This is a genomic window from Pedobacter frigidisoli (assembly GCF_004331675.1).
Lineage (GTDB): Bacteria > Bacteroidota > Bacteroidia > Sphingobacteriales > Sphingobacteriaceae > Pedobacter > Pedobacter frigidisoli.
The window spans coordinates 515069-539419 of sequence record NZ_SJSN01000001.1; the positions used below are offsets into that span (position 1 = coordinate 515069).

The window sequence follows — 24351 nt, forward strand, 5'->3', positions numbered from 1 at the left end:
TAAATAATAGAAGAGCGAAGAAATTTTAAGCAATCAAACAAATCCTTTTATTTTTTGTCTATATGATACTAAAAATTTAAATTATGAATGTAAAACGCACTTTTGGAACAGTACTTACCATTTTAGGTATAATCGGATTAATTTATGCAGGATGGGGTTTTGTACAACATAGCCAGCAGACACGTGGATTAATTGTTTATGGTGTAATCGGATTAATATTTTTCGTATCAGGAATTGGCTTGGTTAGAAATACAAAGGATGAGAGCTAATTTCATCCTTTTTGTTTTTATAGTTTATTACGCCTCCTTCAGTTCAATAGCCTAAAGAGTGTTTTTAGCAAATATGATTTGTTTGTTTTAGCACGAGCAAAATCAATTTCGTTTCTTCTTATTTTTTATAATTTGGTATTGACTAAAGGCTACCAAGCATCCTGCCAAAATTATAATTCCTGCTGACAACAGATTTTTTGGATTTTGATTAATGTAATATGCAGATGCTAAAACTAAAATCACAGCGGCAATACCAATAATATAATGAAGAATTAATCCTGTTTTCATTGAGCAAAGATTCAGAAATAAGTTGAGATTGGTGTAAGAGGAGTTTAATCTTTTAGCGTAATCCTATTGTTGTTGAACTTAAGCTGGTGTCCGATAAAATCAATATCCGTTAATTCCTTTAAACGTTTGAAAGCCCTATTACTTTCATCAATGGTTAAACGATTAATTTTATTTTGCTGAATGGATACTACATCTGCAAAAAGGAAATCGCCTTTTGAATTAATTTTTAGTTGAAGTAACGGAGCGATGCCATTATTACCTTTCAAGCTGAACATGCCATAAGTGCAAAAATTACCCAGACTGTAGGCAATAAATTTATTTTTGTAAACTTCAACTGCTCTGGCAACATGTGGGCCATGGCCTAAGACTACATCGGCACCAGCATCTATAACCGCATGGGCAAATGCATAAACATTACCACGGTTTTCTCTATAAAAAATCTCATTTTTGCGTGGAACGTGTTCAAATCTACCACCCTCTCCGCCACCATGAAAAGATACAATTACAATATCTGCCACGGTTTTTAATCGAGCTACCAGGGCTTTTGCGCTATCAATTTTATTAATAGAGACCGTATTTTCATTGGGGGCAAAAGCACAAAAAGCATATTTTACACTATCTTTTTCAAACAACTCGAAAGGTTTATTTACCTGCCCTGCATAATGTATTTGTAGTGAATCTAAAATGCGAGCAGTATTTTTCCTGCCCTTAGCTTCAAAATCACCGACATGGTTATTGGCGATGCTCAATACGTTAAAACCAGCATCCTTGTAAATTCCGGCATAACGGTCGGGCATTCTAAAAGCATAACAATTATTGGGGTTAATACCATTGCACTTATTGGAGTTTCCAGAATTTAAAAAGCAACCCTCTAAGTTTCCGAAAACAATATCACCTTTCAATAAACTATCTACAGCTTGAAAACTATTCACTGCATCATCTGGCGGTAAGTTTACTTTCGATGGAAAAGCGGATCCAAGCATAATATCGCCAACAGCAGTGATCGAAATCGTGTCCTTTATTTTTCTAATAGCGGTGTCTTGTTTTTCAGCGGGGGCTGCTACTTGAGCGCTATTACTGGTACAACTTAAAAAAATGATTACAAAAAGGGAGGATAAGATTATGCTATTTATAAATTTCATCTATAATTTTTGAGTATAAAAAAATCCTCCAAAATTGCTTTAGGAGGATTGTATGTTTTTATCGAGCAGTTAACTGAGAATTGAAAACTGCAAACTGAATTATTCTACTGTAAATTCTTTTTTAAACGATTCTAAAATTCTTCCGCCCTTATAAAAATAACGACTGTAATAAGGCTCATTTAAATTACTGATTACAACGCCACGTGAGCTAGATGCATGAGCAAACCTGTTATCGCCCAAGTAAATACCAATGTGAGAAATGCTTCTGCTTTTTATCTTGAAGAAAACTAAATCACCCTCTTTTAAATCTTCTTTAGATAATGGATCTACCATGCTGAAAATATCGCGAGAATTTCTTCTAATGGTAGTGTTGAAAACTTTGTCGTAAATCGCTTTTGTAAAAGCTGAACAATCGATGCCTCTTTTGCTCGATCCGCCGTAACTGTAGGGCGTTCCGATCCATTCGTAAACAAACTTGTATAATTTTAAGTTTGAAGTCGCATCAACTGCAACACCCATCACTTGCGAGAAATATTGGGATGCTAAGTTATCAGGATCGTTTAAGTCTTTACCAGATTCTTTTGTTTTTGTTTGCGCAAATGCGGCTGAGAACGTGCAAATAGCGATTAGGGTAGAAAACAAAAATTTTTTAATCATGTTATACAGTTATGTTTGGGTATTCACTTACACAGTAACGTAAACCACATGGGCTTATTGTTGGTTGCCAAAAGTATTAATTATACAAATGTTATCCAAATGTTTTCATTAATTAAGTAAAGTTATTAACATTTCAACGATTTTGACTTGTTAAGAAACGAAGATTAAAACGTAAGATGGTTCTTTTTTGAGAATACAATCCAGTAAATTTATTTATTACAATGCTAACCACCCCTTGACCCTCCTAAATTAGGAGGGGAGTTGTAAGTGAGTGATCAGTATTCTCTTGCCAGTTGTTAAGTTGATACATGTAACCCAGCCCATATATTACCAATTAAATTTTAACACAGACCTACTTCTTTCCATATTTTAAACGAGGGATTGCAAGTTAGTAACTAGTATTTTTGTTGCTGGTTGCTATGTTGGTGAGTTTAACCCAGCCCATATATTGCCAATTAAATTTTGTTTATAAAGCTAACCACCCCTTGCCCCTCCTAAATTAGGAGGGGAGCTGTAAGTGAGTGATCAGTATTTTTGTTGGTAGTTATTAAGTTGGTGCATCAAACCCAATTTTAAATCATAATAATATTAAATTTTTATCACAGACCAACTCCCCTCCTTATTTTCAAGGAGGGGTAAGGGGGTTGTTTTTAAACAGGCTTAAATTTATTGCATTTGCCTATCTGTTTTAAGCCCGACAGGGGCAATTATCCTTTTTTGTTCCACAAAAGCGTCATCAGATAAATCAGGCATTTTGCTGATATTCACCCGACGACTAAAATATTTCACAAAAAAGATAATGCGAATGGCGGGACTGCCGCAACCCAAGCGCTACTGTTATTGCCTTTCAAAAAAAAATTAATAAATTAGGGCTAAACTCCATTTCACAGAATTATATTCTAACATTAATTGAAACCAATACTTCGATAAACTGTGATTTTTAAATCTGTAAAATCTGTGTTTTGAGTGAAATAGATAGGATGATGGCGTTTTAAATGTAAAACAACTGTTAAATCTACGATTGTACGAAAGTGTATGATGTTTTTACACTTAAAAGTGCCAAAAATTACAATAAAAAAATTAGATTTGCTGTCGCAAAAAAACAAATATCCTAAAATGAGTGCAGTAGAAATAAATAAAGATACTTGGTTAAAATGGTTCGAATCGATGTTGCTGATGCGCAAATTCGAAGAGAAAACAGGCCAGTTATACGGACAACAAAAAATTCGTGGCTTTTGTCATTTATACATTGGACAAGAGGCTGTAGTTGCAGGAGCAATTTCTGCAATGCAAAAAGGCGATTCGATGATTACTACTTACCGTGATCATGCTCATGCTTTAGCTTTAGGTGTAACTGCCGATAGCATTATGGCAGAAATGTATGGTAAAGCTACTGGTTGCTCTAAAGGTAAAGGTGGTTCGATGCACATGTTTAGCAAGGAGCATAACTTTTATGGTGGCCATGCCATTGTTGGAGGTCAGATTCCGTTAGGTGCTGGCGTTGCTTTTGCAGAAAAATACAAAGGAACAGATAATGTTAATATTTGTTATATGGGCGATGGCGCTGTACGCCAAGGTGCATTAAACGAGACTTTTAACATGGCGATGTTGTGGAAACTACCTGTAGTTTTTGTTTGCGAAAACAATGGTTATGCAATGGGTACTTCGGTACAACGTACTACAAACATGACCGATATTTATAAAATTGGTTTAGGTTTCGATATGCCATGTGGACCAGTTGATGGTATGGATCCGGTTGCTGTGCATAACGCGATGGACGAAGCTATTCAACGTGCTCGTAAAGGTGAAGGACCTACTTTCTTAGAAATGAGAACTTACCGTTACCGCGGTCACTCGATGTCTGATCCAGCAAAATACCGTACTAAAGAAGAATTAGAAGAGTATAAAGCAAAAGATCCGGTTGAGCATGTTAGGGAAACCATTCTTAAAGAAAAATACGCAGATCAAGCTTGGATAGAAGGTGTTGAAGCTGAGGTAAAAGGCATTGTAGATCATGCAGTGAAATTTGCTGAAGAGTCTCCTTGGCCTGATGCTTCTGAATTATACAAAGACGTATATATGCAGAAGGATTATCCTTACGTAATGGACTAATAAATTTAAGATTTTCAATTAATAATATATAATGGCTGAAGTAGTTAGAATGCCCAAAATGAGCGATACCATGACTGAAGGGGTATTAGCAAAATGGCATGTTAAAGTTGGCGATAAAGTAAAAAGTGGCGATGTACTTGCCGAAGTAGAAACCGATAAGGCAACTATGGATCTGGAATCTTACGAGGAAGGTACTTTATTACATATTGGTGTTGAAGAAGGTAAAGGCGTTCCTATTGATGCAATTATTGCAGTAATTGGAAAGGAAGGAGAAGATTTCCAAGCAGCTATTGATGCTGCTGGAGGCGCAGAGAAAGCAGAAGGCGAAAAGACCAAAGCTGAAAGCGAAGAGGCTCCAAAAGCTGAAGAGAAAAAAGAAGAAGCTGCTCCTGCTCAAGGTGGTGCTTTAAGTGAAGAAGAATTAACAGCAAAAGGTATTACAGTAATTCGTATGCCTTTGTTAAGCGATACCATGACTGAAGGCGTAATTGCTGAATGGCATAAAAAAGTTGGCGATAAAGTTAAGGATGATGATGTTTTGGCTGATGTAGAAACCGATAAGGCAACTATGGAAGTTATGGGTTACGCAACTGGAACTTTATTACACATTGGTGTAGAAAAAGGTGCTGCTGCAAAAGTAAACGGAATTATCGCTATTGTTGGTCCGGAAGGAACTGATGTTAGCGGGATTTTAGCGGGAGGAGCTGCTCCTAAAAAGTCCGAAAGTCAGGAGTCGGCAAGTCCGAAATCTGAAGATGCTCCGAAAGAAGAAAAACAAGCTACAACTGCTGATGCTGGTTCGGCTCCTGTTGCAGAAAGTTCTTCATCAGATAGTCGCGTTAAAGCCTCTCCTCTTGCTAAGAAAATTGCAAAAGATAAAGGAATCGATTTAGCTCAAGTTGCTGGTAGTGCAGAAGGTGGCCGTATCATTAAGAAAGATATCGAAAACTTTAAACCTGCTGCACAAGCCGAAAGCGGAAAGACTAAAGCTGAAAGCGCAACGGCTGAGAAAACTCAAGCTGCTGCTCCTGCTATTCCAACATTCGTTGGTGAGGTTAAATTTACAGAACAGCCTGTTTCGCAAATGCGTAAAATCATTGCAAAACGTTTAGCAGAAAGTTTATTTACGGCGCCGCATTTTTATTTAACTGTTAGTATCGATATGGATAACGCAATGGCTGCTCGTACAGCAATCAATGCAGTTGCTCCGGTTAAAGTTTCATTCAACGATATCGTAATTAAAGCGGTTGCTGTTGCCTTGAAAAAACACCCAGCAGTTAATTCATCATGGGGTGGCGATAAAATCCGTTTCAATGAGCATACTAACATTGGTGTTGCTATGGCTGTTGAAGATGGCTTATTAGTACCAGTTGTTCGTTTTGCTGATGGTAAATCTTTATCACACATCTCTGCAGAAGTGAAAGATTTCGGTGCAAAAGCTAAATCTAAAAAATTACAACCAGCAGATTGGGAAGGTTCGACATTCACGGTTTCTAACTTAGGTATGTTTGGTATTGATGAGTTTACATCAATCATCAACTCTCCTGATGGCGCAATTCTGTCGGTTGGTGCAATTCAACAGGTTCCTGTTGTTAAAAATGGTGCTGTTGTTCCCGGTAATGTAATGAAATTGACTTTAGGTTGCGATCACCGTGTGGTTGATGGTGCAACCGGAGCGCAGTTTTTGCAAACACTAAAAGGTTTATTAGAAGAGCCAATCAGATTATTAGCATAATAATTTGTCATCCTGACATGTGCCGATTTTATATCGGTAGCTTGTCGAGGGATCTCATAAATAAAATTAAAGCTATCTCAAAAGGGTAGCTTTTTTTGTTTTTAGAAAAGCCTATTGCTGCAACTATTAATGTTTGTCCCGCTTTCGCTTATAGTTCTCGGCTCCGTTTTACTTCGCCTGTGGGCTAATCGCTCAATCGGGTTTAGAAGGCAAATTCTGTAATAAATTTTTAAGTATTCCTAACAACGTGGGCTAAAAATCAAAAAATTGACCCACGTTATTTTGATGTGGACAAAAAAAGCCTAAATTAGCCCACGTAATATTTTAATCGAGAAGTAAATGGCCAAAGTGCATCAAATACCAATGTTGCCATTAAAGCAAGATGTGGAAACAAAGGCAGTATTAAAAAGGCTTAATGCTGTTCGTGCAGCTTTGGAGGGGTTAAATGGAGTTGCGGAAAGCATACCAAATGAAAGAATTATACTCAATACACTTTCGTTACAAGAAGCTAAAGACAGTTCTGCAATTGAAAATATTGTTACTACTCACGATGAGCTTTATACTAGTGATACTATAACCCGTCAGTTCACGAGTCATGCAGCCAAAGAAGTTTATAATTATGCACAGGCTCTTTTGGAGGGGTTTAGACAAGTAAAAGAGAGTGGACTAATTACGGTAAATCATATTCTTAATCTACAAGAGTTGCTTGAAGAAAATGATGCTGGGTTTAGAAAAGTACCCGGCACCGCATTGAAGAATGACCAAACAGGCGAAACCGTATATACCCCTCCGCAAGAGTTTGATAAAATTATTGAGTTAATGAGCAATCTTGAAACTTTTATTAATGATGGAGAACTTACAGATTTAGATCCTGTTGTAAAAATGGCAATTATTCATCATCAGTTTGAAAGCATACACCCTTTTTATGATGGAAATGGAAGAACAGGTCGTATAATTAATATTCTTTATTTAGTTAAAGAAAATCTGCTAAAATTGCCTATACTTTATTTAAGTAGGTACATCAACCAAAATAAATCAACTTATTATCGCTTGTTGCAACAAACAAGAGATACCAATAACTGGGAACCTTGGATACTCTATATGCTCGATGCTGTAGAAGAAACAGCAGTACAAACTTCATTTATTATCAGGGAAATTAAAAAGTTAATGGTAATTCACAAACAAAAAATCCGTTCTGAATTGCCCAAAATTTATTCGCAAGATTTAATTAATAGCCTTTTTAAACATCCTTATACGAAAATAGAATTTATAAAAAACGATCTTCGAATAGCCAGAAAAACAGCGGGTAGGCATCTTGATCAGCTTTGTGAAACAGGGTTGATAACGAAAAATAAAATTGGAAAGGAAAATTACTATTTTAATAATGATTTAATTGAATTTCTAATAAATGTAAGTAGCTTAAAAAAAGAAGAAGGTGAGCAAATTAGTATTGTAACCGAAAATAGTAAACTCTAACGTGGGCCAAAAATCGAAAAATTAGCCCGCGTTATTTTGATAGGGACAAAAAAAAGCAATTTTTGTCCACATTATAAATAATTATTTAAGGCTTTCGGCAACCTGTAAGCCTTTTTTATACCCGTTTAAAAACTATATTTACCAGCAACAAAAATCCAATCTTACGGAATTTGAAGGCTCCGATTATAAGAAAGAATATATTCACAAAGTGTTTAAGGACAAAGAAATTAAAGTATATAAAGATAGCGAAAGAGCAGATGGGCAAGAATCTTTACTTCTTAATCAGCCTTGGTATGTTTATAATGCAAATTACGGAACAAGCGAAGAGAAAGCTTTTGTGGAAATGTTTGCAAGTCGTTTTGCAAATCTGAACCAGAAATTTAAAAACATTTATCTGATTAGAAACGAAAGAGAAGTTAAAATTATAGATAAGTTCGGTCGTGCCTTTGAGCCAGATTTTATTCTATTTTGTAAACAAAAAGACGGCGAAGAATTAACATATCAAGTTTTTATTGAACCAAAGGGAGGTCATTTAGCACTTTATGATAAATGGAAAGAAGATTTTCTTATTGAAATTAGAGACCAAAATAGAATCATAAATATAGAAACAGACAAATACAAAATTACAGGAGTTCCTTTTTACAATAATTCAAATGAAATAGAGTTTTGAAAGTATTTAACAAGTGCGCTGGAAAGTTAATATTAAAAGCTACCTCAAAAAGGTAGCTTTTTTGCTTTATCGTAAATTGAAACATTAATTACTATTTTTGATTAGAACCTTAATCAAACCAAATGAAGAAAATACTTCTTTTTGCAGTATGCACTATTGCAATTTTCGGCTGTAAACAAAAAAGCAACTTGGACAATAACGCAGAGAACAAAGCCTTTGCTGCCTTATGCGAACAATACTACCAAGATGGATTAAAATTAAATCCAATTAACGCCACCTACATTGGTGATGAACGCTACAATGATCTCTTACCAAATGATGGATCGCAAGCCTACATAAAAGAAAATAAAAGCTTCAATGAGCGTTACCTAGATAGTTTAGGCAACTACAATAGGGAAAGCCTAAATGCAAATGATCAATTATCTTATGATTACTTAAAAGATCAATTATCAATTAATATTGAGGGATTAAAATATCATCAAGAATATTTACCATTTAACCAAATGTTTGCTTTGCCTTTAACAATCGGTCAGCTGGGTTCGGGCACGGGGGCACAGCCTTTTAAAACAGTTAAGAATTACGAGGATTGGCTAAAGAGAGTCAATGCATTTTCAATTTGGGCAGATACTGCAATTGCAAATTTCAAAAAAGGTGCAAGTGCAGGTATTATTCTTCCAAAGGCATTAGTGGTGAAAATGATTCCTCAGATGCAAAGTATGGTGGTGGCTTCGCCAGAACAAAGTCTGTTTTATGGCCCAATAAAACTAATGCCAGCAAGTTTTTCTGCTGCTGAAAAACAAAAAATTACAGAAGAATATCGCAAGGCAATAAGCACCTTAATAGTTCCAACCTATAAAAAATTGGGCGATTATTTGCAAAACGAATATTTGCCAAAAGCTAGAACCACTTCTGGTTATTCTGCTATGCCAGGCGGCTTAGCTTGGTACACCTACTTGGTAAAGCAACAAACCACTACCAATAAAACGCCTGAAAAGATTTATCAAACAGGTTTAAAAGAGGTTGCCCGCATTAAAGGGCAAATGGATAGCATTAAGAATTTGGTAGGCTTTAAAGGAGACCTAAAAGCTTTTTTTGAATACATGAAAACAGACAAGAAATTCATGCCTTTTAAAACGCCTCAAGAGATTTTGGCTGCTTTTGAAAATATTCATCAACGCATGAAACCAAATTTAAAAAAGATGTTCGAAAAGGAACCTAAAACACCTTTCGAAATTCGCCAAACCGAAGCATTCAGGGCCGCATCGGCGAGTGCAGAATATAATCAAGGTTCGGCAGATGGTAAACGACCAGGGATATTTTATGTGCCGATTTTAGATGCTAAGACTTTCAATACCACTTCGGGCATGGAATCTCTTTTCTTACACGAAGCCATTCCGGGTCATCATTATCAAATTTCTTTAACTCAAGAAAACACTTCGTTGCCTAATTTCCGTCGCTTCGGTGGCCATAATGCTTATGTAGAGGGCTGGGCGCTCTATTGCGAATCTTTAGGAAAAGAGCTTGGTTTGTATCAAGATCCATATCAGCACATGGGTGCTTTAGGCGATGAAATGCACAGAGCTATCCGTTTAGTTGTTGATGTGGCTATTCATACCAAAAATATGAGCAGAGAACAAGCCATTAAATATATGACCGACAATGAGGCCATCAGCACTGAAGGTGCAACTGCAGAAATAGAACGTTACATGGGCATTCCAGCACAGGCACTTGGTTATAAAACTGGCGCTATGAAAATTAGAGAATTGAGAATAAAATATGAAAAAGAGTTAGGTGCCAAATTTAAACTTTCCGCGTTCCATACGGCGGTTTTAAAAGATGGATCACTTCCGTTATCGGTTTTTGAATCGAAAATGGATGTTTGGGCAGAGGCGCAGAAATAAATATATATCATAAAAATCTTCTCTAAAATAACGTGGGCCGATAATTAAAAAATTGACTCACGTTATTATTTATGTGGACAAAAATCATCAAAATTAGCCCATGTACGTTGCAAGTGAATCTAAAAAACAAATAGCGCTAAAAACTAAATACAATCTGCGAATCTGCAGCAAACCTAAGTCGCCTTACTTTGTTAATTAATAAACACCTTTATCATGGACAAAGAAAAACTGATACAAGAAGCTTATTTAGTTTCACATAAAATCGAAGAGAACGGCAATTTCCCTAACAACCCAAATTTCCCATTGATGATTTACAAAGGAGCACTTTTAATTCATCCTGATGATACTGCAGATGTTATTAAAAAAGTCTTCGCCAAAAATGGCTACACCAATGCTTGGGTTGATGGCATATTCGATTATCAACATTACCATAGCAATACCCATGAAGTAATGGGCGTATTTTGCGGAAAGGCCGATGTTCAATTTGGGGGCGAACATGGTGTTTGTATAGAATTAGATAAGGGCGATGTGGTCGTAATTCCAGTTGGAGTTGCTCACATGAAATTAAATTCTACCGAAGACTTTACAGTAGTTGGTGCTTATCCTAACGGAGCTGAATATAACATGAAATATGGTAAGCCAGAAGAACGCCCAGAGGCTGATGAAGACATTGCCAAGGTAAAAAATCCAGATAATGATCCTGTTTATGGAACAAAAGGCCATTTATTCGAGTGCTGGTACAACCAAAATTGCGCAAATGTTTAAAACTCTTTCCGTTTAACAGTCTAAAATTCTTTAATTTTCGTGTTTTAAATACACTACCTAAATTATAAATGAATTTTAGATATATATGTTCAGCATTAGCCCTCTCGGTAACATTATTAACAGCCTGTAACAGTAAAAAATCAGAAGAGAAAAAAGCAGCTGATGCCAAAATCCGAACAAAAGAAGATGACAAGGCAGATAGTTCATTAATTGCTTATAACCCTTCAAAAGGCGATAAATGGATAGCTGACTTTGTAGATAATCTGCATAAGAAATACAGCTTCAATGGAAATATGCTTGTAGCAAAGGATGGCAAAATCCTTTACGAAAAAGCCATTGGTTGGGCCGATTATTTACATCGCGATAGCTTAAAAATTAATTCAGAATTCGAACTTGCCTCCATTACCAAAACGTTTACCGGCACTGCAATTATGCAATTGGTTGAGGCTAAAAAGCTTTCATTAAACGATAACGTTAAGAAATTTTTCCCAAATTTTCCGTATGAGGGAATTACGGTTAAGCTCTTGCTTACTCACCGCAGCGGAATGATGAATTACGTTTACTTTATCGATGATATTTGGCGCAAGGAAAAGCGAAACATGAAAAAAGGCGTTACCAACCAAGAGGTAATGAACGTAATTGCAGAGCGCAAACCCAATCCTTATGTTAAGCCTGATAACCGTTTTCATTACAACAACTCAAACTTTATGGTTTTAGGAGCCATCATCGAGAAAGTAACCGGCCAACGTTATTCTCAGTACATGATGGAGCATATCTTTAAACCTGCCGGAATGAAACATACCCACGTTTACAGCACTACGGAATACGAAAAAATTCCTGTTGATGTGGTTGGCCATGACCGCAATAGCTTTAGATATTCAGTTGCTCAAAACTTTTTAGATGGCCCTGTTGGCGATAAAGGCATTTATAGTACCGTTCACGACTTAGTTCTGTATGATAAATACCTAAAAAACGGTCGCTTTATTAGCAAAGCCAGTACCGACTCATCGTACGTTGGCCGCAATAAGCCCATCAACGGCCATTTCAATTATGGTTATGGCTGGAGAATGTTTGATGGCGAAAAGATGGATAAGGTAGTTTACCACACGGGTTGGTGGCATGGTTTCCGCCATATTTACGTTCGCGATTTGAATAAGAACATTATCGTAATTTTCTTGGGCAACTTAACCAATGGAAGTTTAATGCACTTAGATGATTTGTATAAACACCTCGATATGCCAATTATTCGCAAAGGCGCTTATCATGGAAATGGCAGCTTGCCAGGCAGCGACGAAGATTAGATTATCTTCAAAAGAATAAAGTCAATATTAGCGAGGTCTAGGGCGGCGTCATTGCGAGAAACAATTTTTCATTGTTTCGTGGCAACCTCATTGCAGCTTGCACATTTCAAAACAAGTAGGAAATTGCCACAAATATTACCGATGAGAAATCGATGAATCTTCTCGCAATGATGAGAGCATTAGAACATCAATACAAGGAATGAAGACCTGCGAAGCAAGCAAGAATTCCTTTGAGAACAATAATCTAAACGAAGAAGCTGTTTAATCGTTTGCAGATGCTTCGTGCCTTAGCATGACATTACTTTCTGGGTAGCTGCAACAAAAAGGATATTTGCGCCTGTCGGGTTTATAAACAACAGACCGTTTTCGGCGGAAATACTTGGCTTTATATAGGAGCAGGTTTAAGTTTAATGTACAACATGAGGTAAATTAAACCCGATTGGTGTGGAAATCCTTTTGATGTACATGCTTTAATAACCCCGCTAACATTCACAAAAGATTGGAACGAAAGCGGGACTGACATCGATATTTTTGCTGCGACTGCTTTTCAAAAAAATAACTAAAACCAAATCGTTATATTTTTTCTTTTATATTAAAACAACAGATTATGTTCGATAAATTATTCGCGGCGCAACAAAAGGCCGAAGAGATTAAGAAACGCTTAGATACCATTTCGGTGTTTGGCGAAGTTGAAAATGGCGCAATCAAAATTACTGCAACGGCTAACAAAGCCATTACTGGCGTTGCGATTGATGAAGAATTTTTGAAAACCGCTGATAAGGAAGAGCTAGAGGAATTGCTTTTAACAGCTATAAACAAAGCTATGGCAAGTGCAGAGGAAGTAAGCGCTGCAGAAATGCAAGCATCGGCTCAAGATATGCTCGGTGGATTAGGCGGAATGTTTGGACAGTAATTAAGTCAGTAAAAAATCTTCCTGCTTTTAATTAATTGAATTTATCCTAATACAACAATTATGAAATATACTTACTATGGGCAATCTTGTTTCTTATTGGAAACAGAGAGCCAAAAACTTTTATTCGATCCGTTTATCACGCACAATCCTTTAGCTAAGGCTATAGATATTAAAGCAATAGAGGCCGATTATATTTTGGTAAGTCATGGCCATGGCGACCATGTTGCTGATTTAGTTGAGTTGGCAAAACAGACTGGCGCTACCGTTATCGCCATGCCTGAGGTAATAGATTGGGCACAAAAACAAGGAATTGAAAAAGTGCACCCAATGAATTTCGGTAAGTTTACTTTCGATTGGGGTACTGTGAGAATGGTGCCAGCTACACATTCTGCTGGCTTACCGGATGGCAGCTACGGTGGCAATCCTGCAGGTTTTGTACTCGAAGTTGATGGAAAGCAAATTTATTTTGCCGGCGATACTGGATTAGCAATTGAAATGAAAGTATTGGCAGACATCTACAATTTGGATTATGCCATTCTACCAATCGGTGGTAATTACACAATGGATGTTGATGATGCCTTGGTTGCTACAAAATATTTTGATTGCGACAAGGTTATTGGCGTACACTACAATACTTTTCCTGTAATTGAGATTGATACCAATATAGCTTTAGATAAATTTAAACGAGAAAACAAAACTTTGTTGCTGCCCAAGATTGGCGAAACAATAACACTATAAATAAAAAAAGTCCCGACTCGCATCGGGACTTTTTCAATTATAAACCACCTAAACCTAGTTCTTTTTTACAACCTTAGTTGTTGTTTTATTTGCTTTGTAACGCATATCTGCTGTTCCGTCTTTTTTGGTAGGTCCAACAACTTTAGTTACTGCTTTTGTTTTATTTTCCTTAAAACGCATATCTGGCGTTCCATCTGCCTTTACCTTAGCTGCTGTTGTAGTAGTTTTAGTCTCTACTTTTTTAGCTTCCATTTTAACGCCTGCCTTTGCAGGTGCTGTTGCAGTTTTAACTTCTTTTTTTACAACTTTTTTTGCTGGTGCAGTAGCTGGTGTTTGAGCAAATGCTGTGGTTAAACCAAATGCTGCGATTGCGATTAAACTCAATAATTTTTTCATACTTTTTCGATTTGTTTTTTTAATTGCCATGAAGCTTCTTCGTTTCACTCCGAGGTTTCATGTTCTTAATTTTTTGTTTTACTCGTTTATTTGTTGATATAAAATTGATTAATCGGGATGAAGTTTTAATGAAGATAAGGAAAATATTTTTTAATGCGCTGCCAACCAATTATCACCCTCACCAATTTCTACGACAATTGGAACAGTAAGCTTAATTGCATTGGTCATTTTATCTTGAATAATGGCTTTCATTGCTTCTTTCTCTGATCTTAATGCATCGAAAACCAACTCATCATGCACCTGCATAGTCATGGTTGATTGTAGATTTTGTGCTTTCATTTCCTTATGAATATTAATCATCGCAATCTTGATCATATCTGCAGCAGAACCTTGAATGGGTGCATTTATCGCATTTCGTTCAGCAAAACCACGTACGGTTTGATTCGCAGAATTGATATCTCGTAAATAGCGCCTTCTACCCATGATCGTTTCCACGAATCCATTTTCTCTGGCGAAATTCATGGTATCGCTCATGTAACGTTTGATGCCTGGATATTGCGCAAAGTATTGTTCGATAATTTCTGCAGCCTCTTTACGTGGAATACCTAAGTTCTGTGATAATCCGAAAGCTGATTGTCCGTAAATAATACCAAAGTTAACCGCTTTTGCATTCCTACGTTGTGTTCCATCCACTTCCTCAATACTTATTCCATATACTTTTGCGGCGGTGGCTGTATGAATATCAATGCCTTTACTAAAAGCATCGAGCATATTTTCTTCTTTGCTAATTTCGGCAATAATGCGAAGCTCAATCTGCGAATAATCGGCAGAAAGTAGGATATGATTTTCATCCCTCGGAATAAAAGCCTTACGTACTTCTCTGCCGCGTTCTGTTCGAATTGGAATATTTTGCAAATTAGGATTGTTAGAACTTAATCGTCCTGTGGCGGCAACCGCTTGATTGTAAGACGTGTGTACACGACCCGTCTTTGAATTTACCATTAAAGGCAAAGCATCAACATAGGTAGATTTCAATTTCTGCAATTGACGGAAATCTAAAATATCCTGAACGATATCACTTTTGCTTGCTAATGCCATCAAAACATCTTCACCAGTTTGGTACTGACCCGTTTTGGTCTTTTTCGCCTTTGGATCTAACTGAAGTTTATCAAACAAAACTTCACCCAATTGCTTTGGCGACGCCAGATTAAACTTGATTCCTGCTTTGTCGTAAACGTTTTGCTCGAATTTTATGATATCCTTTTCGAGTTCCTTTGAGTAAGCTTGTAAAGTTTCAATATCAATTCTAACCCCTTCTTTTTCTATATCAGCTAACACATAAACTAATGGATTTTCAATTTCCTCGGCTAGTTTAGCGGCATTTAATTCCATTAACTTTGGTTCAAAAATATGGGCCAATTGTAAGGTAACATCGGCATCTTCAGCTGCATAATCAACCACATCAATTACCGGAACATCACGCATGGTTCCTTGGTTTTTACCTTTTGCGCCAATTAATTTTGTAATCGATATTGGAGAATAACCTAAATAATTTTCAGCTAAAATATCCATTCCATGTCTGGTATCAGGATCAATTAAGTAATGGGCGAGCATGGTATCGAAAATCTTTCCGCTCACCTGAACACCATACCATTTTAAAACTAAAATATCGTATTTGGTGTTTTGCCCAATCTTTCCAATTTTATCATTCTCCAGCACCACCCTAAATTCATCAACAATTGCTTGTGCTTCTTCCCTAACTTCAGAAACAGGAATGTAATAGCCCGTTCCCGGTTTTATGGAGAATGATAAACCGACCAAATCGGCCATATTTGCATCCGTTCCGGTGGTTTCGGTATCGAATGAAATTCTTTCTTGTTCTAGTAAAAGCTTGATCAAATCAGCACGTTGCTCGTCTGTTTCAATTAAAATATATTCGTGTTCTGTATTTTCTATAGTTTTAGCCGGAAGTTTCTCAACTGGCTCCTCCTCTAAAGTATTGGTATATTGAATGGCTTCCCCAGGATGATTTCCAAAAAGATCGGTTTGCGTACCTTCCTGAAATTTTGCGGTGGTTACCGAAAACTCATCGCCAAAAACACGGCGACCTAATGTTCTAAACTCTAATTCGGTAAAGAGTGGCTCCAATAAATCCTTGCTCGGATCGCAAAGTTCCAGACTTTCCTCATCCAGTTCTACTGGAACATCTAATAAAATAGTAGCCAGTTTTTTAGAGATTAATCCTTGCTCAGCAAAATTTTCTACGTTTTCACGCTGTTTACCTTTTAACTCATGTGAATGTGCAATAATGTTCTCCATCGAGCCATATTGCTTGATTAATAATTTAGCCGTTTTCTCACCAATTCCTGGAATACCTGGAATATTATCTACAGCATCGCCCCATAAACCTAAAATATCAATAACCTGAAGTACATTTTCTATCTCCCATTTTGCCAAAATTTCTTTTACACCCAAAATTTCCATTCCATTGCCCATACGAGCGGGCTTGTAAATGAAGATATTTTCAGAAACCAATTGCGCAAAATCCTTATCTGGTGTCATGCAAAAAACCTGATAACCTTTCAATTCCGCCTTTTTCGCCAGCGTACCAATAATATCATCTGCTTCGTAACCATCAGATGTAATTACGGGAATATTAAACCCAGTAATTAGCTTGATCACATAAGGCATTGCTGCTGCCAAATCTTCGGGCATGGCTTGGCGATGCGCTTTGTATGCTTCGAAAGAAGTATGCCTTTCTGTTGGTGCTTCGGTATCGAAAACTACTGCAATGTGAGTAGGTTTTTCTTTCTTCAAAACATCCAGTAGCGTATTGGTGAAACCCATTACTGCCGATGTATTGATGCCTGACGACGTAAAACGTGGGTTTTTACTCAAAGCAAAATGCGCTCGGTACATCAGCGCCATACCATCCAGGAGAAAGAGTTTTTTATTGTTCATGTGATTACACAGATTATTAATTCATCTGATAATTTGATTTATCAGATGATAAAAGTAACCAAAGTTAAAGGTTTACATAAGATTATTTTAGATTTTACTCAAAAAGAACTCCAACATAATTGCAATAAAATTGAAGCAACAATGAAACAAAACTGAATACCAAAAGCCATATTTTATTCGCAGATAACCCATAGATAGGCCACCGAATGCCTGAGAAGAAACAAAAATCAGAAAAACAGGATTATCTAATGTTAAATCTTTCATATTGGTGTAATGAACTAATCCAAACAAAACTCCAGAATAATAAAAAATGAAAGGGTAGGCTTTTCGCCAAAACAATTGTTTTCGAGTGGTGCTAATTCTTTTAAAATAACTGTGAAGAATTAGAGCGATAATTAGAAAAAAGGTAAATATGGGAAAATAGAGGTAATTACTATTTAAAAAGTAAGCAGAAATAATGGCCAAACTAAAGCATATAAAATAAATGGTTGCATATTTTTTACGTAGATGCCATCTAAACATCGATTCTTCGATAAATGGAGCTACTAAACATCCCAAAAACAGCATTGCATAAATACCATATTTTTTGAGAACATCGACTTTTTCATAGTATTCTTTTATTACTTGAAAATGCAACAATAAGTAATAGATGCTCATGATTAACCCAGCGAACAATATATCGAGAACTAATATCCAAAGGAAATCTCTATGAAGACTTTTATTATCTTTACTGAGCTTTAAGAGTTTTGGCTTTTTTAAGAACTGCCAAAATAACGAGAGCGTTTCAATCATATATGAATTATGGTTTAGTTACGTTATTTATTAATATTGCTAACTTATGAAGATTTTTAACCTTTTTATTATAATATTTCTATTCGCAACAAATACACTTTTTGCACAAGATTTTATTGTTAAAAATAATGAAGACGTCGTTCGTGGAACCATAAAAGGAACGGATTATTTCTCTGTTTACATTAGCGAAAATGACCAAGCCGACGTGATTTTGCCTGCAAAAGATGTAAAAAACTTCTTTTGGAATGGAAATAGCTTTTTAAGTAAGGGTTTTGCAAATGGTAGAAATTTCGAATATCGCTTTGTAAAAGTAATTGAAATGGGCGCCGTTAACTTATATTCATTTGGAGGTGGAACTTTGATGCCAGCTTCAAAAGAAAAGAAAGTAAAATTCAGGCCATCAATCGGGATAGGAACTGGAACCGGAGGTTATGGTGGTATAGGGATGGGCGGCGGAGTTAGTATTGGTGGCGGAGGTAGAAATTCGGGGCCAGAGCTTCCTGCTGGTGCACCAGTTGTTCGTTACTTTATCGAGAAACCAGGAGCTGGGCCTTTGCAAGAAGTGCCAATGAAAGCCATCACTGATGAGGATAAAAAAGCAAGTGTTAGGACAATTCTTCTTCAAAAATTAGGCGATCAGCCAGATTTAAAAGTGAAAGTTGAAAACAGTGCGGAGTTCAACAGCAGGGATGTGATAGAGTTGGTTAAGGCGTATAATTCAAAATAGATCAGGATTTTTCAGGATTTAAGGATTTTAAGATCGATGGGGATAAAAGATAACTCCTTAATTAGTTGGTGCTAGAGTAAACCTTAAAAAAAATTAAACAAGGATTTTTAAGATCCGTTTACTGAAAAGTAAGGTGCCAAATTAATGGGAATTAAGTTTGGCATAAATTGCTAGACTGACAAATTGATTATTTTTAATCTCGCAATTGTTCATTGTGCCTTCGTGATTAAAGGAAAGTTTACTTAAAACCTTTTTGCTATTTTCGTTTGCGGATTCCACAAAAGCTTCAATTCTGTTTAATTTCAATTGGCTAAATGCATAATCGCAAACTGATTTGGCAGCTTCAACTATAATTCCTGATGCCCAATAATTTGGTAATAGCCAAAAGCCAATTTCTGCTTTCTGATAAATTTGAGTCATATTGTTAAGCCCGATAGCGCCCAGAAATTCTTTAGTTTCCTTATCGCAAACTGCCCACCAAATGCCATTTTTTTCTTTTTCCAGCGCTTTGAACCAAGCAAGCTGATTTCGGGTAGCTTCTAAAGTATTATAACTTACTGCATAATACTTAACAACATTTGGGTGAGACAAACCTTGGTAAACATTTTCCAGATCATCGTCTTGAAACTGTCTCAATATCAGTCTTTCTGTAACTAATTTTGGGAAAACATCCATTACCTTGCACAACAATTTACCAAATGATCATTTACCATTCCTGTAGCTTGCATAAAAGCATAACAAATGGTAGTACCGAAAAACTTAAAGCCACGCTTTTTCATGTCCTTGCTAATTTGATCTGATAATTCCGTTCTTGGTGGCACGTCGCTCATGCTTTCTATTTTATTTTGCAGAGGTTTCTCATCTGGCATAAAACCCCAAATGTATTTGGCAAAACTGCCAAACTCTTCCTGAATTTTGATGAACAATTTTGCATTAGTGATGGCGCCATTAATCTTTAATTTATTCCGAATAATGCCTGCATCTTGAATTAATCTTTCGAAATCATTTTCATCAAATGCAGCAACTTTCTTCACGTTAAAGTTGGCAAAAGCTTTTCTATAGCTTTCTCTTTTACGAAGAATGGTGATCCAACTTAAACCCGCTTGAGCACCCTCCAAAATTAAAAACTCGAATAAAATTTTATCATCAAATACTGGCTTTCCCCATTCCTCATCGTGGTATTTAATGTAAAGCGGATCGGAACCAGCCCAAGTGCAGCGGGCTTGTGAGCTTGGAGTGTATAGTTGGGAGTTTGGAGTCTGCATGATGGAAATTTAATGTCTTTAAGTTTTGATGAGAAATTTTTCAGGATTATTCATCATATAAACCAGTAATTTAGCTATTTCTTCTGCTTGATTATTTAGTTTTTGAAATTCATCATTAGAAATGTACTCACAGGCTAGAGCAAACTCTAACCATGTTTGTGTCTCACCAATTTCGGTGTCAGAATCAGAAAGTTTACTAATAAAATGGTTTGGATACTTACGTTTTCGGTAAGCTTCGGCAAGGTTTGCACCAACACTTCTAGAACATCTCCTTATCTGATCGGTTAAGCTATATTTTTCTTCTGATGGAAATGGATAGTTGAAAAATCTGCAGCGAAAGATCAAAACCTTTTTGATAAGCTAGTAAATCCTTTAGTGTTCCCATAACTAAATATAGAAACAATATAGCAATTTAACAGCCGCCCAAAACTCAGAACTTAAAACTCCAAACTAAAAAATCTCCTCCATTGGATTCCAAAACACCTTTTTAAAGTTGACAACTTTATTGTCCTTGACCACTACACCTTCATTGAAAAGTTGCTCCTCCATTCTCTCTGGTGGATTGAAGTGGAATTTTCCGGTGAGCAAACCACTGCTATTTACTACGCGATGCGCTGGTACTTTCGGGTGGGCAGCTTCGGCATACCTCATGGCATAACCAACCATTCTGGATGATTTTGCAGCACCCAAACTTTTAGCAATGGCGCCATAAGAAGTTACCCGCCCTTTCGGAATTAATCGGGCAATCTCATAAACCTGTTCGTAAAAGTTGGTGTTCATTATTCAAAAGAAAACTGAATGTAATTGATGTTCTTATCGTGAAGTAAATATTTTTTTTCGTAATAAGTTTTGATCGATAAAACGTTATCCACCAAATCAGATGTATATAAATGATCGGTATTTTTATGAACTATCAAACCAAGTTCCGCTACTTTTTCGCAAGTGTATGCATACAGTTGATCGTTATCCGTTTTAAGATTTACGTTACCACCTGATTTTAAAACAGCTTGATATCGATTTAAAAAAGCTGGAAAAGTTAACCGTTTCTTTTCTCGACTATCTTGTGGTTGTGGGTCAGGGAAAGTGATCCAAATTTCATCGATCTCCCCATCAGCAAAATAATCTAACAGGTTCTCTATTTGAATCCTTAAAAAAGCAACATTATTAATGCCATCTTCGATGGCGGTTTTTGCGCCACGCCAAATGCGATTGCCCTTATAATCTACGCCAATGAAATTTTTATCTGGGAATAATGTGGCCAGGTTCACGGTATATTCGCCCTTACCACAAGCCAATTCCAATACAACAGGATTTGTGTTTTTAAAATGCTCAGCAGCCCAATTGCCTTTTAAGGCTTTTCCTTCTTCTAATTGATATACGTTTGCAAAAGTCTCTATTTCTGCAAATCGCCTAAGTTTATCTTTACCCAAAAGTTTTTTTTCGGCAAATTTACAATTAAATCAATTACCAATTTCTGTTTTTTACCATCTCCAATCTTTGTAACCAGTAGCATTTGCGATGTAGCATAAATTTAGTCTATGTATTGAGGATAATTGTTAGAAAAAATAAAATCTAAAGGAAAAAATACATAGTTAAAATTGATACATTTGAAAATATAAATCAATTATACCTATATGACTTTAGTTCAGCTTGAATATATTGTTGCAGTAGATACTTACAGAAGTTTTGTAACGGCAGCAGATAAATGTTTCGTAACCCAACCTACATTAAGTATGCAAGTTCAAAAGTTGGAAGAATTAATAAGCGTAAAAATTTTCGATAGAAGCAAACAACCTGTAACGCCTACAGAAATTGGCGCTCAAATCATTGCCCAGGCTAGAGTTATTTTACAAGAAAGCGGAAAGATAAAAGAACTAATTAGCAGTCAGCAGCAAGATGTTTTAGGTGAGCTAAGAATTGGTGTGATACCTACCGTTGCACCCTATTTGCTACCAGAGGTTATTTCGGCAATGCTCGAAAAATACCCTGAACTGAAATTGGTTATCTGGGAATATACAACAGAGGATATTATCCACCATTTAAAAACTGGGGTTTTAGACTGTGGGATATTGGCAACGCCTTTAACAGATGTGAACATTACAGAGATGCCTTTATATTATGAGAATTTTGTAAGCTACATCAGTAAAAATAGCAAGTTGTTTAAAAAGAAAGCGGTAGATGCCGAAGACTTAAACGATGAAAACATTTGGCTTTTAAATGAAGGGCATTGTATGCGGAATCAGGTTTTAAATATTTGCCGTTCTACCAAAAACAACAGATTACAAGGTTTGGAATATAATACCGGCAGTGTAGAAACGCTGGTAAGAATGGTAGATTTAAATGGTGGTGCAACCTTACTTCCAGAATTGGCAATTACCGATTTAAGTGCAAAACAAATAACCAAAATCCGTCACTTTAAATCGCCTGAACCTGTAAGGGAAATCAGTTTGGTTACGCATAAGAATTTCATCAAAAAGAGAATGCTCAATGCTTTAAAAGATGAAATTTTAGCCGTTATTCCAAAAACAATGAAGCAGAAGAAAAAGAAAGATATTGTTGGAATTTAAAAACTTACCAAGCTTCAACGGTCAAGAGCGAGAGAAAACTTCGTCAGTTTTGCAAAGAGTACCCAAAAAGATTTACGAAATTCTCCCACCAGCACAGCCTCTAAAATTTCGTGAGTTATTCTAATTTAGCTCAAGATCTTTATCTACATGATCTGCCAATTTATAGCTAGAAGAATTTGGATTTTTATCCTCTAAAAAGATCAGGATAATTAATGAAATGATGGGTATTAAAAACGATATAAAAAACCAGAACCAAAAATTTCTACCAGTTCGTTTGGCGAGGAAACCAGCCAACAACTGTGGAGATAACAATAAGGCGAGCACGATGCTGCCAACTATTATTTCTGGCATTAGCTGTTAATTGTGGGTTTTAGCAGAGGCCCAAGTGTAATAAACCTGATGGAAGTGATAGCCCCAGATGTACGAACCTTAATTATGCACTACCAATAACTGGGACTAAAACGTACAGCAGGACTATCTTAAACCAAGCACTACTGATTTTGCTTTTCTAAAGGCGGTGCAGAAAGCAAGCCTTTTATATCACTTTCAACTTCTTCTTCTTCGCCTTTTTTCTTTTTCTTGTTTTTGGCTTTTGCTGATTTGCCACTCAAGCGCTCCTCGATAATTTTATCGTATTCTGCTTGTTGCTCGCCTTTTAAAACATTACGAATATTTTTAGAGGTTTCGTTCTGCAGTTTATAAAAAATGTCCACATCCTCATCTCGAGAAGTTCCGGCTTGTTGTCTTTTTATTAAATCGGCTTGTTCTTTTGCCTGACTGAAAGTGAAACGATAGATCACACTTTTCTGCGTAGCGTTAAGTTTTAACCTTTTATCCAAATCCTCAACATTTTTTTTAGCAATCTCATCTGGTGTTGGCATTTTGTTTTGCTGCGCATTTGCCAATCCACTTATCCCAATCACGATTAAAAATAAAAATATAATCTTCTTCATTTTGAACATTTTAATATATGCGAAGTTACTTATTTATCTTAAAACAAGAAAGTCTCGATTTGCATCGAGACTTTCAAAATTTTTATTGATTTGATGCTTACAAAGCTTTTTTGTAAAGTTCTGCAACTGCATCCCAATTTACCACATTCCAAATTGCCGCTAAATAATCTGGGCGTTTGTTTTGGTATTTTAAGTAATACGCGTGCTCCCAAACATCGATTCCGAAAATTGGAGTACCTTTTACCTCAGCAACATCCATTAAAGGACTGTCTTGGTTTGGCGTAGAAGATACTTGCAGTTTTTTATCGGCACTAACCGATAACCAAGCCCATCCAGAACCAAAACGCGTTGCGCCAGCTTCTTGCATTTTAGTTTTCAACTCGGCAAATGAACCGAAAGTTTCATTAATTGCCTTTGCTAAATCGCCAGTTGGTTCGCCACCTTTGTTTGGACCTAAAACGTTCCAAAACAAAGAGTGATTATAATGTCCACCGCCATTGTTTCTAACTGCAGCAGGGTATTTTGAAATGTTTTTTACAATTTCCTCGATGCTTAAACTTGCCTCAGGCTTACCTTCTACTGCTTTATTTAAGTTGGTAACATAAGCTTGGTGATGCTTGTCATGGTGAATTTCCATGGTAGTTTTATCAATATGCGGTTCTAATGCATCGGTTGCGTAATGTAACGCAGGTAATTCAAAAGCCATAGTATTATGTTTTTAGA

At 36.4% G+C, this 24351-nt stretch carries 26 protein-coding genes; 12 read left to right on the forward strand and 14 right to left on the reverse strand.

Translation table 11 applies throughout. The annotated features are described in order from the left end of the window. The first annotated feature begins 83 nt into the window (after positions 1-83). A complete protein-coding gene (locus EZ449_RS02210) occupies positions 84-269 on the forward strand; it encodes a hypothetical protein (protein WP_131556313.1) in 186 nt (61 codons plus the stop codon). Between the two features lie 102 nt (positions 270-371). On the opposite strand, the gene EZ449_RS02215 is transcribed toward EZ449_RS02210, so the two are convergent. From EZ449_RS02215 to EZ449_RS02225, 3 genes are all read right to left on the reverse strand, one after another. After that, entirely contained in the window at positions 372-557 is a 186-nt protein-coding gene (locus EZ449_RS02215) for a hypothetical protein (RefSeq protein ID WP_131556314.1), read from the reverse strand. 44 nt (positions 558-601) lie between these two features. After that, a complete protein-coding gene (locus EZ449_RS02220) occupies positions 602-1699 on the reverse strand; it encodes a CapA family protein (RefSeq protein ID WP_131556315.1) in 1098 nt (365 codons plus the stop codon). A gap of 99 nt (positions 1700-1798) precedes the next feature. Then, entirely contained in the window at positions 1799-2356 is a 558-nt protein-coding gene (locus EZ449_RS02225) for a C40 family peptidase (RefSeq protein ID WP_131556316.1), read from the reverse strand. A 1116-nt stretch (positions 2357-3472) separates the two neighbouring features. Between EZ449_RS02225 and pdhA the strand changes: the two genes are divergently transcribed. The 9 genes from pdhA to EZ449_RS02270 all read left to right on the forward strand — a co-directional run bounded on the left by pdhA (position 3473) and on the right by EZ449_RS02270 (position 13967). After that, positions 3473-4468 (forward strand): pyruvate dehydrogenase (acetyl-transferring) E1 component subunit alpha, encoded by a 996-nt coding sequence (gene pdhA, locus EZ449_RS02230; protein WP_131556317.1) that lies wholly within the window; start codon positions 3473-3475, stop codon positions 4466-4468. 31 nt (positions 4469-4499) lie between these two features. Next, complete coding sequence (locus tag EZ449_RS02235) at positions 4500-6203, forward strand: dihydrolipoamide acetyltransferase family protein (protein WP_131556318.1); 1704 nt, start codon at positions 4500-4502, stop codon at positions 6201-6203. A gap of 363 nt (positions 6204-6566) precedes the next feature. Next, entirely contained in the window at positions 6567-7679 is a 1113-nt protein-coding gene (locus EZ449_RS02240; protein WP_225872204.1) for a Fic family protein, read from the forward strand. A 208-nt stretch (positions 7680-7887) separates the two neighbouring features. After that, positions 7888-8349 carry a hypothetical protein gene (locus EZ449_RS02245; RefSeq protein WP_205942921.1) on the forward strand — a complete coding sequence of 154 codons (462 nt, stop codon included), beginning with the start codon at positions 7888-7890 and terminating at the stop codon, positions 8347-8349. A 122-nt stretch (positions 8350-8471) separates the two neighbouring features. Then, the gene (locus EZ449_RS02250) at positions 8472-10250 is read left to right on the forward strand and encodes a DUF885 domain-containing protein (RefSeq protein WP_131556320.1); all 1779 of its coding nucleotides are present in this window, start codon (positions 8472-8474) and stop codon (positions 10248-10250) included. A gap of 213 nt (positions 10251-10463) precedes the next feature. Continuing rightward, positions 10464-11015: a cupin domain-containing protein gene (locus EZ449_RS02255; protein ID WP_131556321.1), complete on the forward strand. Its 552-nt coding sequence runs from the start codon at positions 10464-10466 to the stop codon at positions 11013-11015. A 68-nt stretch (positions 11016-11083) separates the two neighbouring features. After that, complete coding sequence (locus EZ449_RS02260) at positions 11084-12316, forward strand: serine hydrolase domain-containing protein (protein ID WP_131556322.1); 1233 nt, start codon at positions 11084-11086, stop codon at positions 12314-12316. A gap of 607 nt (positions 12317-12923) precedes the next feature. Next, a complete protein-coding gene (locus tag EZ449_RS02265; RefSeq protein ID WP_131556323.1) occupies positions 12924-13229 on the forward strand; it encodes a YbaB/EbfC family nucleoid-associated protein in 306 nt (101 codons plus the stop codon). A 60-nt stretch (positions 13230-13289) separates the two neighbouring features. After that, the gene (locus EZ449_RS02270; RefSeq protein WP_131556324.1) at positions 13290-13967 is read left to right on the forward strand and encodes a metal-dependent hydrolase; all 678 of its coding nucleotides are present in this window, start codon (positions 13290-13292) and stop codon (positions 13965-13967) included. 54 nt (positions 13968-14021) lie between these two features. Here EZ449_RS02270 and EZ449_RS02275 read toward each other — a convergent pair whose 3' ends face one another. From EZ449_RS02275 to EZ449_RS02285, 3 genes are all read right to left on the reverse strand, one after another. Then, positions 14022-14363, reverse strand: a complete 342-nt coding sequence (locus EZ449_RS02275; RefSeq protein ID WP_131556325.1) for a hypothetical protein — start codon at positions 14361-14363, stop codon at positions 14022-14024. Positions 14364-14513: 150 nt separating this feature from the next. Next, a complete protein-coding gene (polA, locus tag EZ449_RS02280; protein ID WP_131556326.1) occupies positions 14514-17324 on the reverse strand; it encodes a DNA polymerase I in 2811 nt (936 codons plus the stop codon). An 87-nt stretch (positions 17325-17411) separates the two neighbouring features. Then, complete coding sequence (locus EZ449_RS02285) at positions 17412-17981, reverse strand: CPBP family glutamic-type intramembrane protease (RefSeq protein ID WP_165499672.1); 570 nt, start codon at positions 17979-17981, stop codon at positions 17412-17414. A 181-nt stretch (positions 17982-18162) separates the two neighbouring features. Between EZ449_RS02285 and EZ449_RS02290 the strand changes: the two genes are divergently transcribed. Further along, complete coding sequence (locus tag EZ449_RS02290; protein ID WP_131556328.1) at positions 18163-18843, forward strand: hypothetical protein; 681 nt, start codon at positions 18163-18165, stop codon at positions 18841-18843. 141 nt (positions 18844-18984) lie between these two features. On the opposite strand, the gene EZ449_RS02295 is transcribed toward EZ449_RS02290, so the two are convergent. The 5 genes from EZ449_RS02295 to trmB all read right to left on the reverse strand — a co-directional run bounded on the left by EZ449_RS02295 (position 18985) and on the right by trmB (position 21538). After that, positions 18985-19518, reverse strand: coding sequence for a GNAT family N-acetyltransferase (locus EZ449_RS02295; RefSeq protein WP_131556329.1), 534 nt, complete (start codon positions 19516-19518; stop codon positions 18985-18987). Beyond that, on the reverse strand, positions 19518-20108 hold the full coding sequence (locus EZ449_RS02300) for a DNA-3-methyladenine glycosylase I (protein ID WP_131556330.1): 591 nt from the start codon (positions 20106-20108) through the stop codon (positions 19518-19520). The genes EZ449_RS02295 and EZ449_RS02300 overlap by 1 nt, the downstream gene beginning before the upstream one ends. Positions 20109-20126: 18 nt before the next feature. Beyond that, a complete protein-coding gene (locus EZ449_RS02305) occupies positions 20127-20453 on the reverse strand; it encodes a four helix bundle protein (RefSeq protein WP_225872205.1) in 327 nt (108 codons plus the stop codon). Positions 20454-20558: 105 nt separating this feature from the next. Continuing rightward, on the reverse strand, positions 20559-20888 hold the full coding sequence (locus tag EZ449_RS02310) for an MGMT family protein (protein ID WP_205942922.1): 330 nt from the start codon (positions 20886-20888) through the stop codon (positions 20559-20561). Then, on the reverse strand, positions 20888-21538 hold the full coding sequence (gene trmB, locus EZ449_RS02315; RefSeq protein ID WP_131556332.1) for a tRNA (guanosine(46)-N7)-methyltransferase TrmB: 651 nt from the start codon (positions 21536-21538) through the stop codon (positions 20888-20890). The genes EZ449_RS02310 and trmB overlap by 1 nt, the downstream gene beginning before the upstream one ends. A gap of 204 nt (positions 21539-21742) precedes the next feature. On the opposite strand from trmB, the gene EZ449_RS02320 reads away from it, so the two are divergent. After that, on the forward strand, positions 21743-22675 hold the full coding sequence (locus EZ449_RS02320; RefSeq protein ID WP_131556333.1) for a hydrogen peroxide-inducible genes activator: 933 nt from the start codon (positions 21743-21745) through the stop codon (positions 22673-22675). 120 nt (positions 22676-22795) lie between these two features. Here EZ449_RS02320 and EZ449_RS02325 read toward each other — a convergent pair whose 3' ends face one another. The 3 genes from EZ449_RS02325 to EZ449_RS02335 form a co-directional block, all read right to left on the reverse strand. After that, the gene (locus EZ449_RS02325; RefSeq protein WP_131556334.1) at positions 22796-23026 is read right to left on the reverse strand and encodes a hypothetical protein; all 231 of its coding nucleotides are present in this window, start codon (positions 23024-23026) and stop codon (positions 22796-22798) included. A 140-nt stretch (positions 23027-23166) separates the two neighbouring features. Beyond that, entirely contained in the window at positions 23167-23628 is a 462-nt protein-coding gene (locus EZ449_RS02330) for a hypothetical protein (RefSeq protein ID WP_131556335.1), read from the reverse strand. A gap of 97 nt (positions 23629-23725) precedes the next feature. Beyond that, the gene (locus tag EZ449_RS02335; RefSeq protein ID WP_131556336.1) at positions 23726-24334 is read right to left on the reverse strand and encodes a superoxide dismutase; all 609 of its coding nucleotides are present in this window, start codon (positions 24332-24334) and stop codon (positions 23726-23728) included. Positions 24335-24351: the final 17 nt, after the last annotated feature.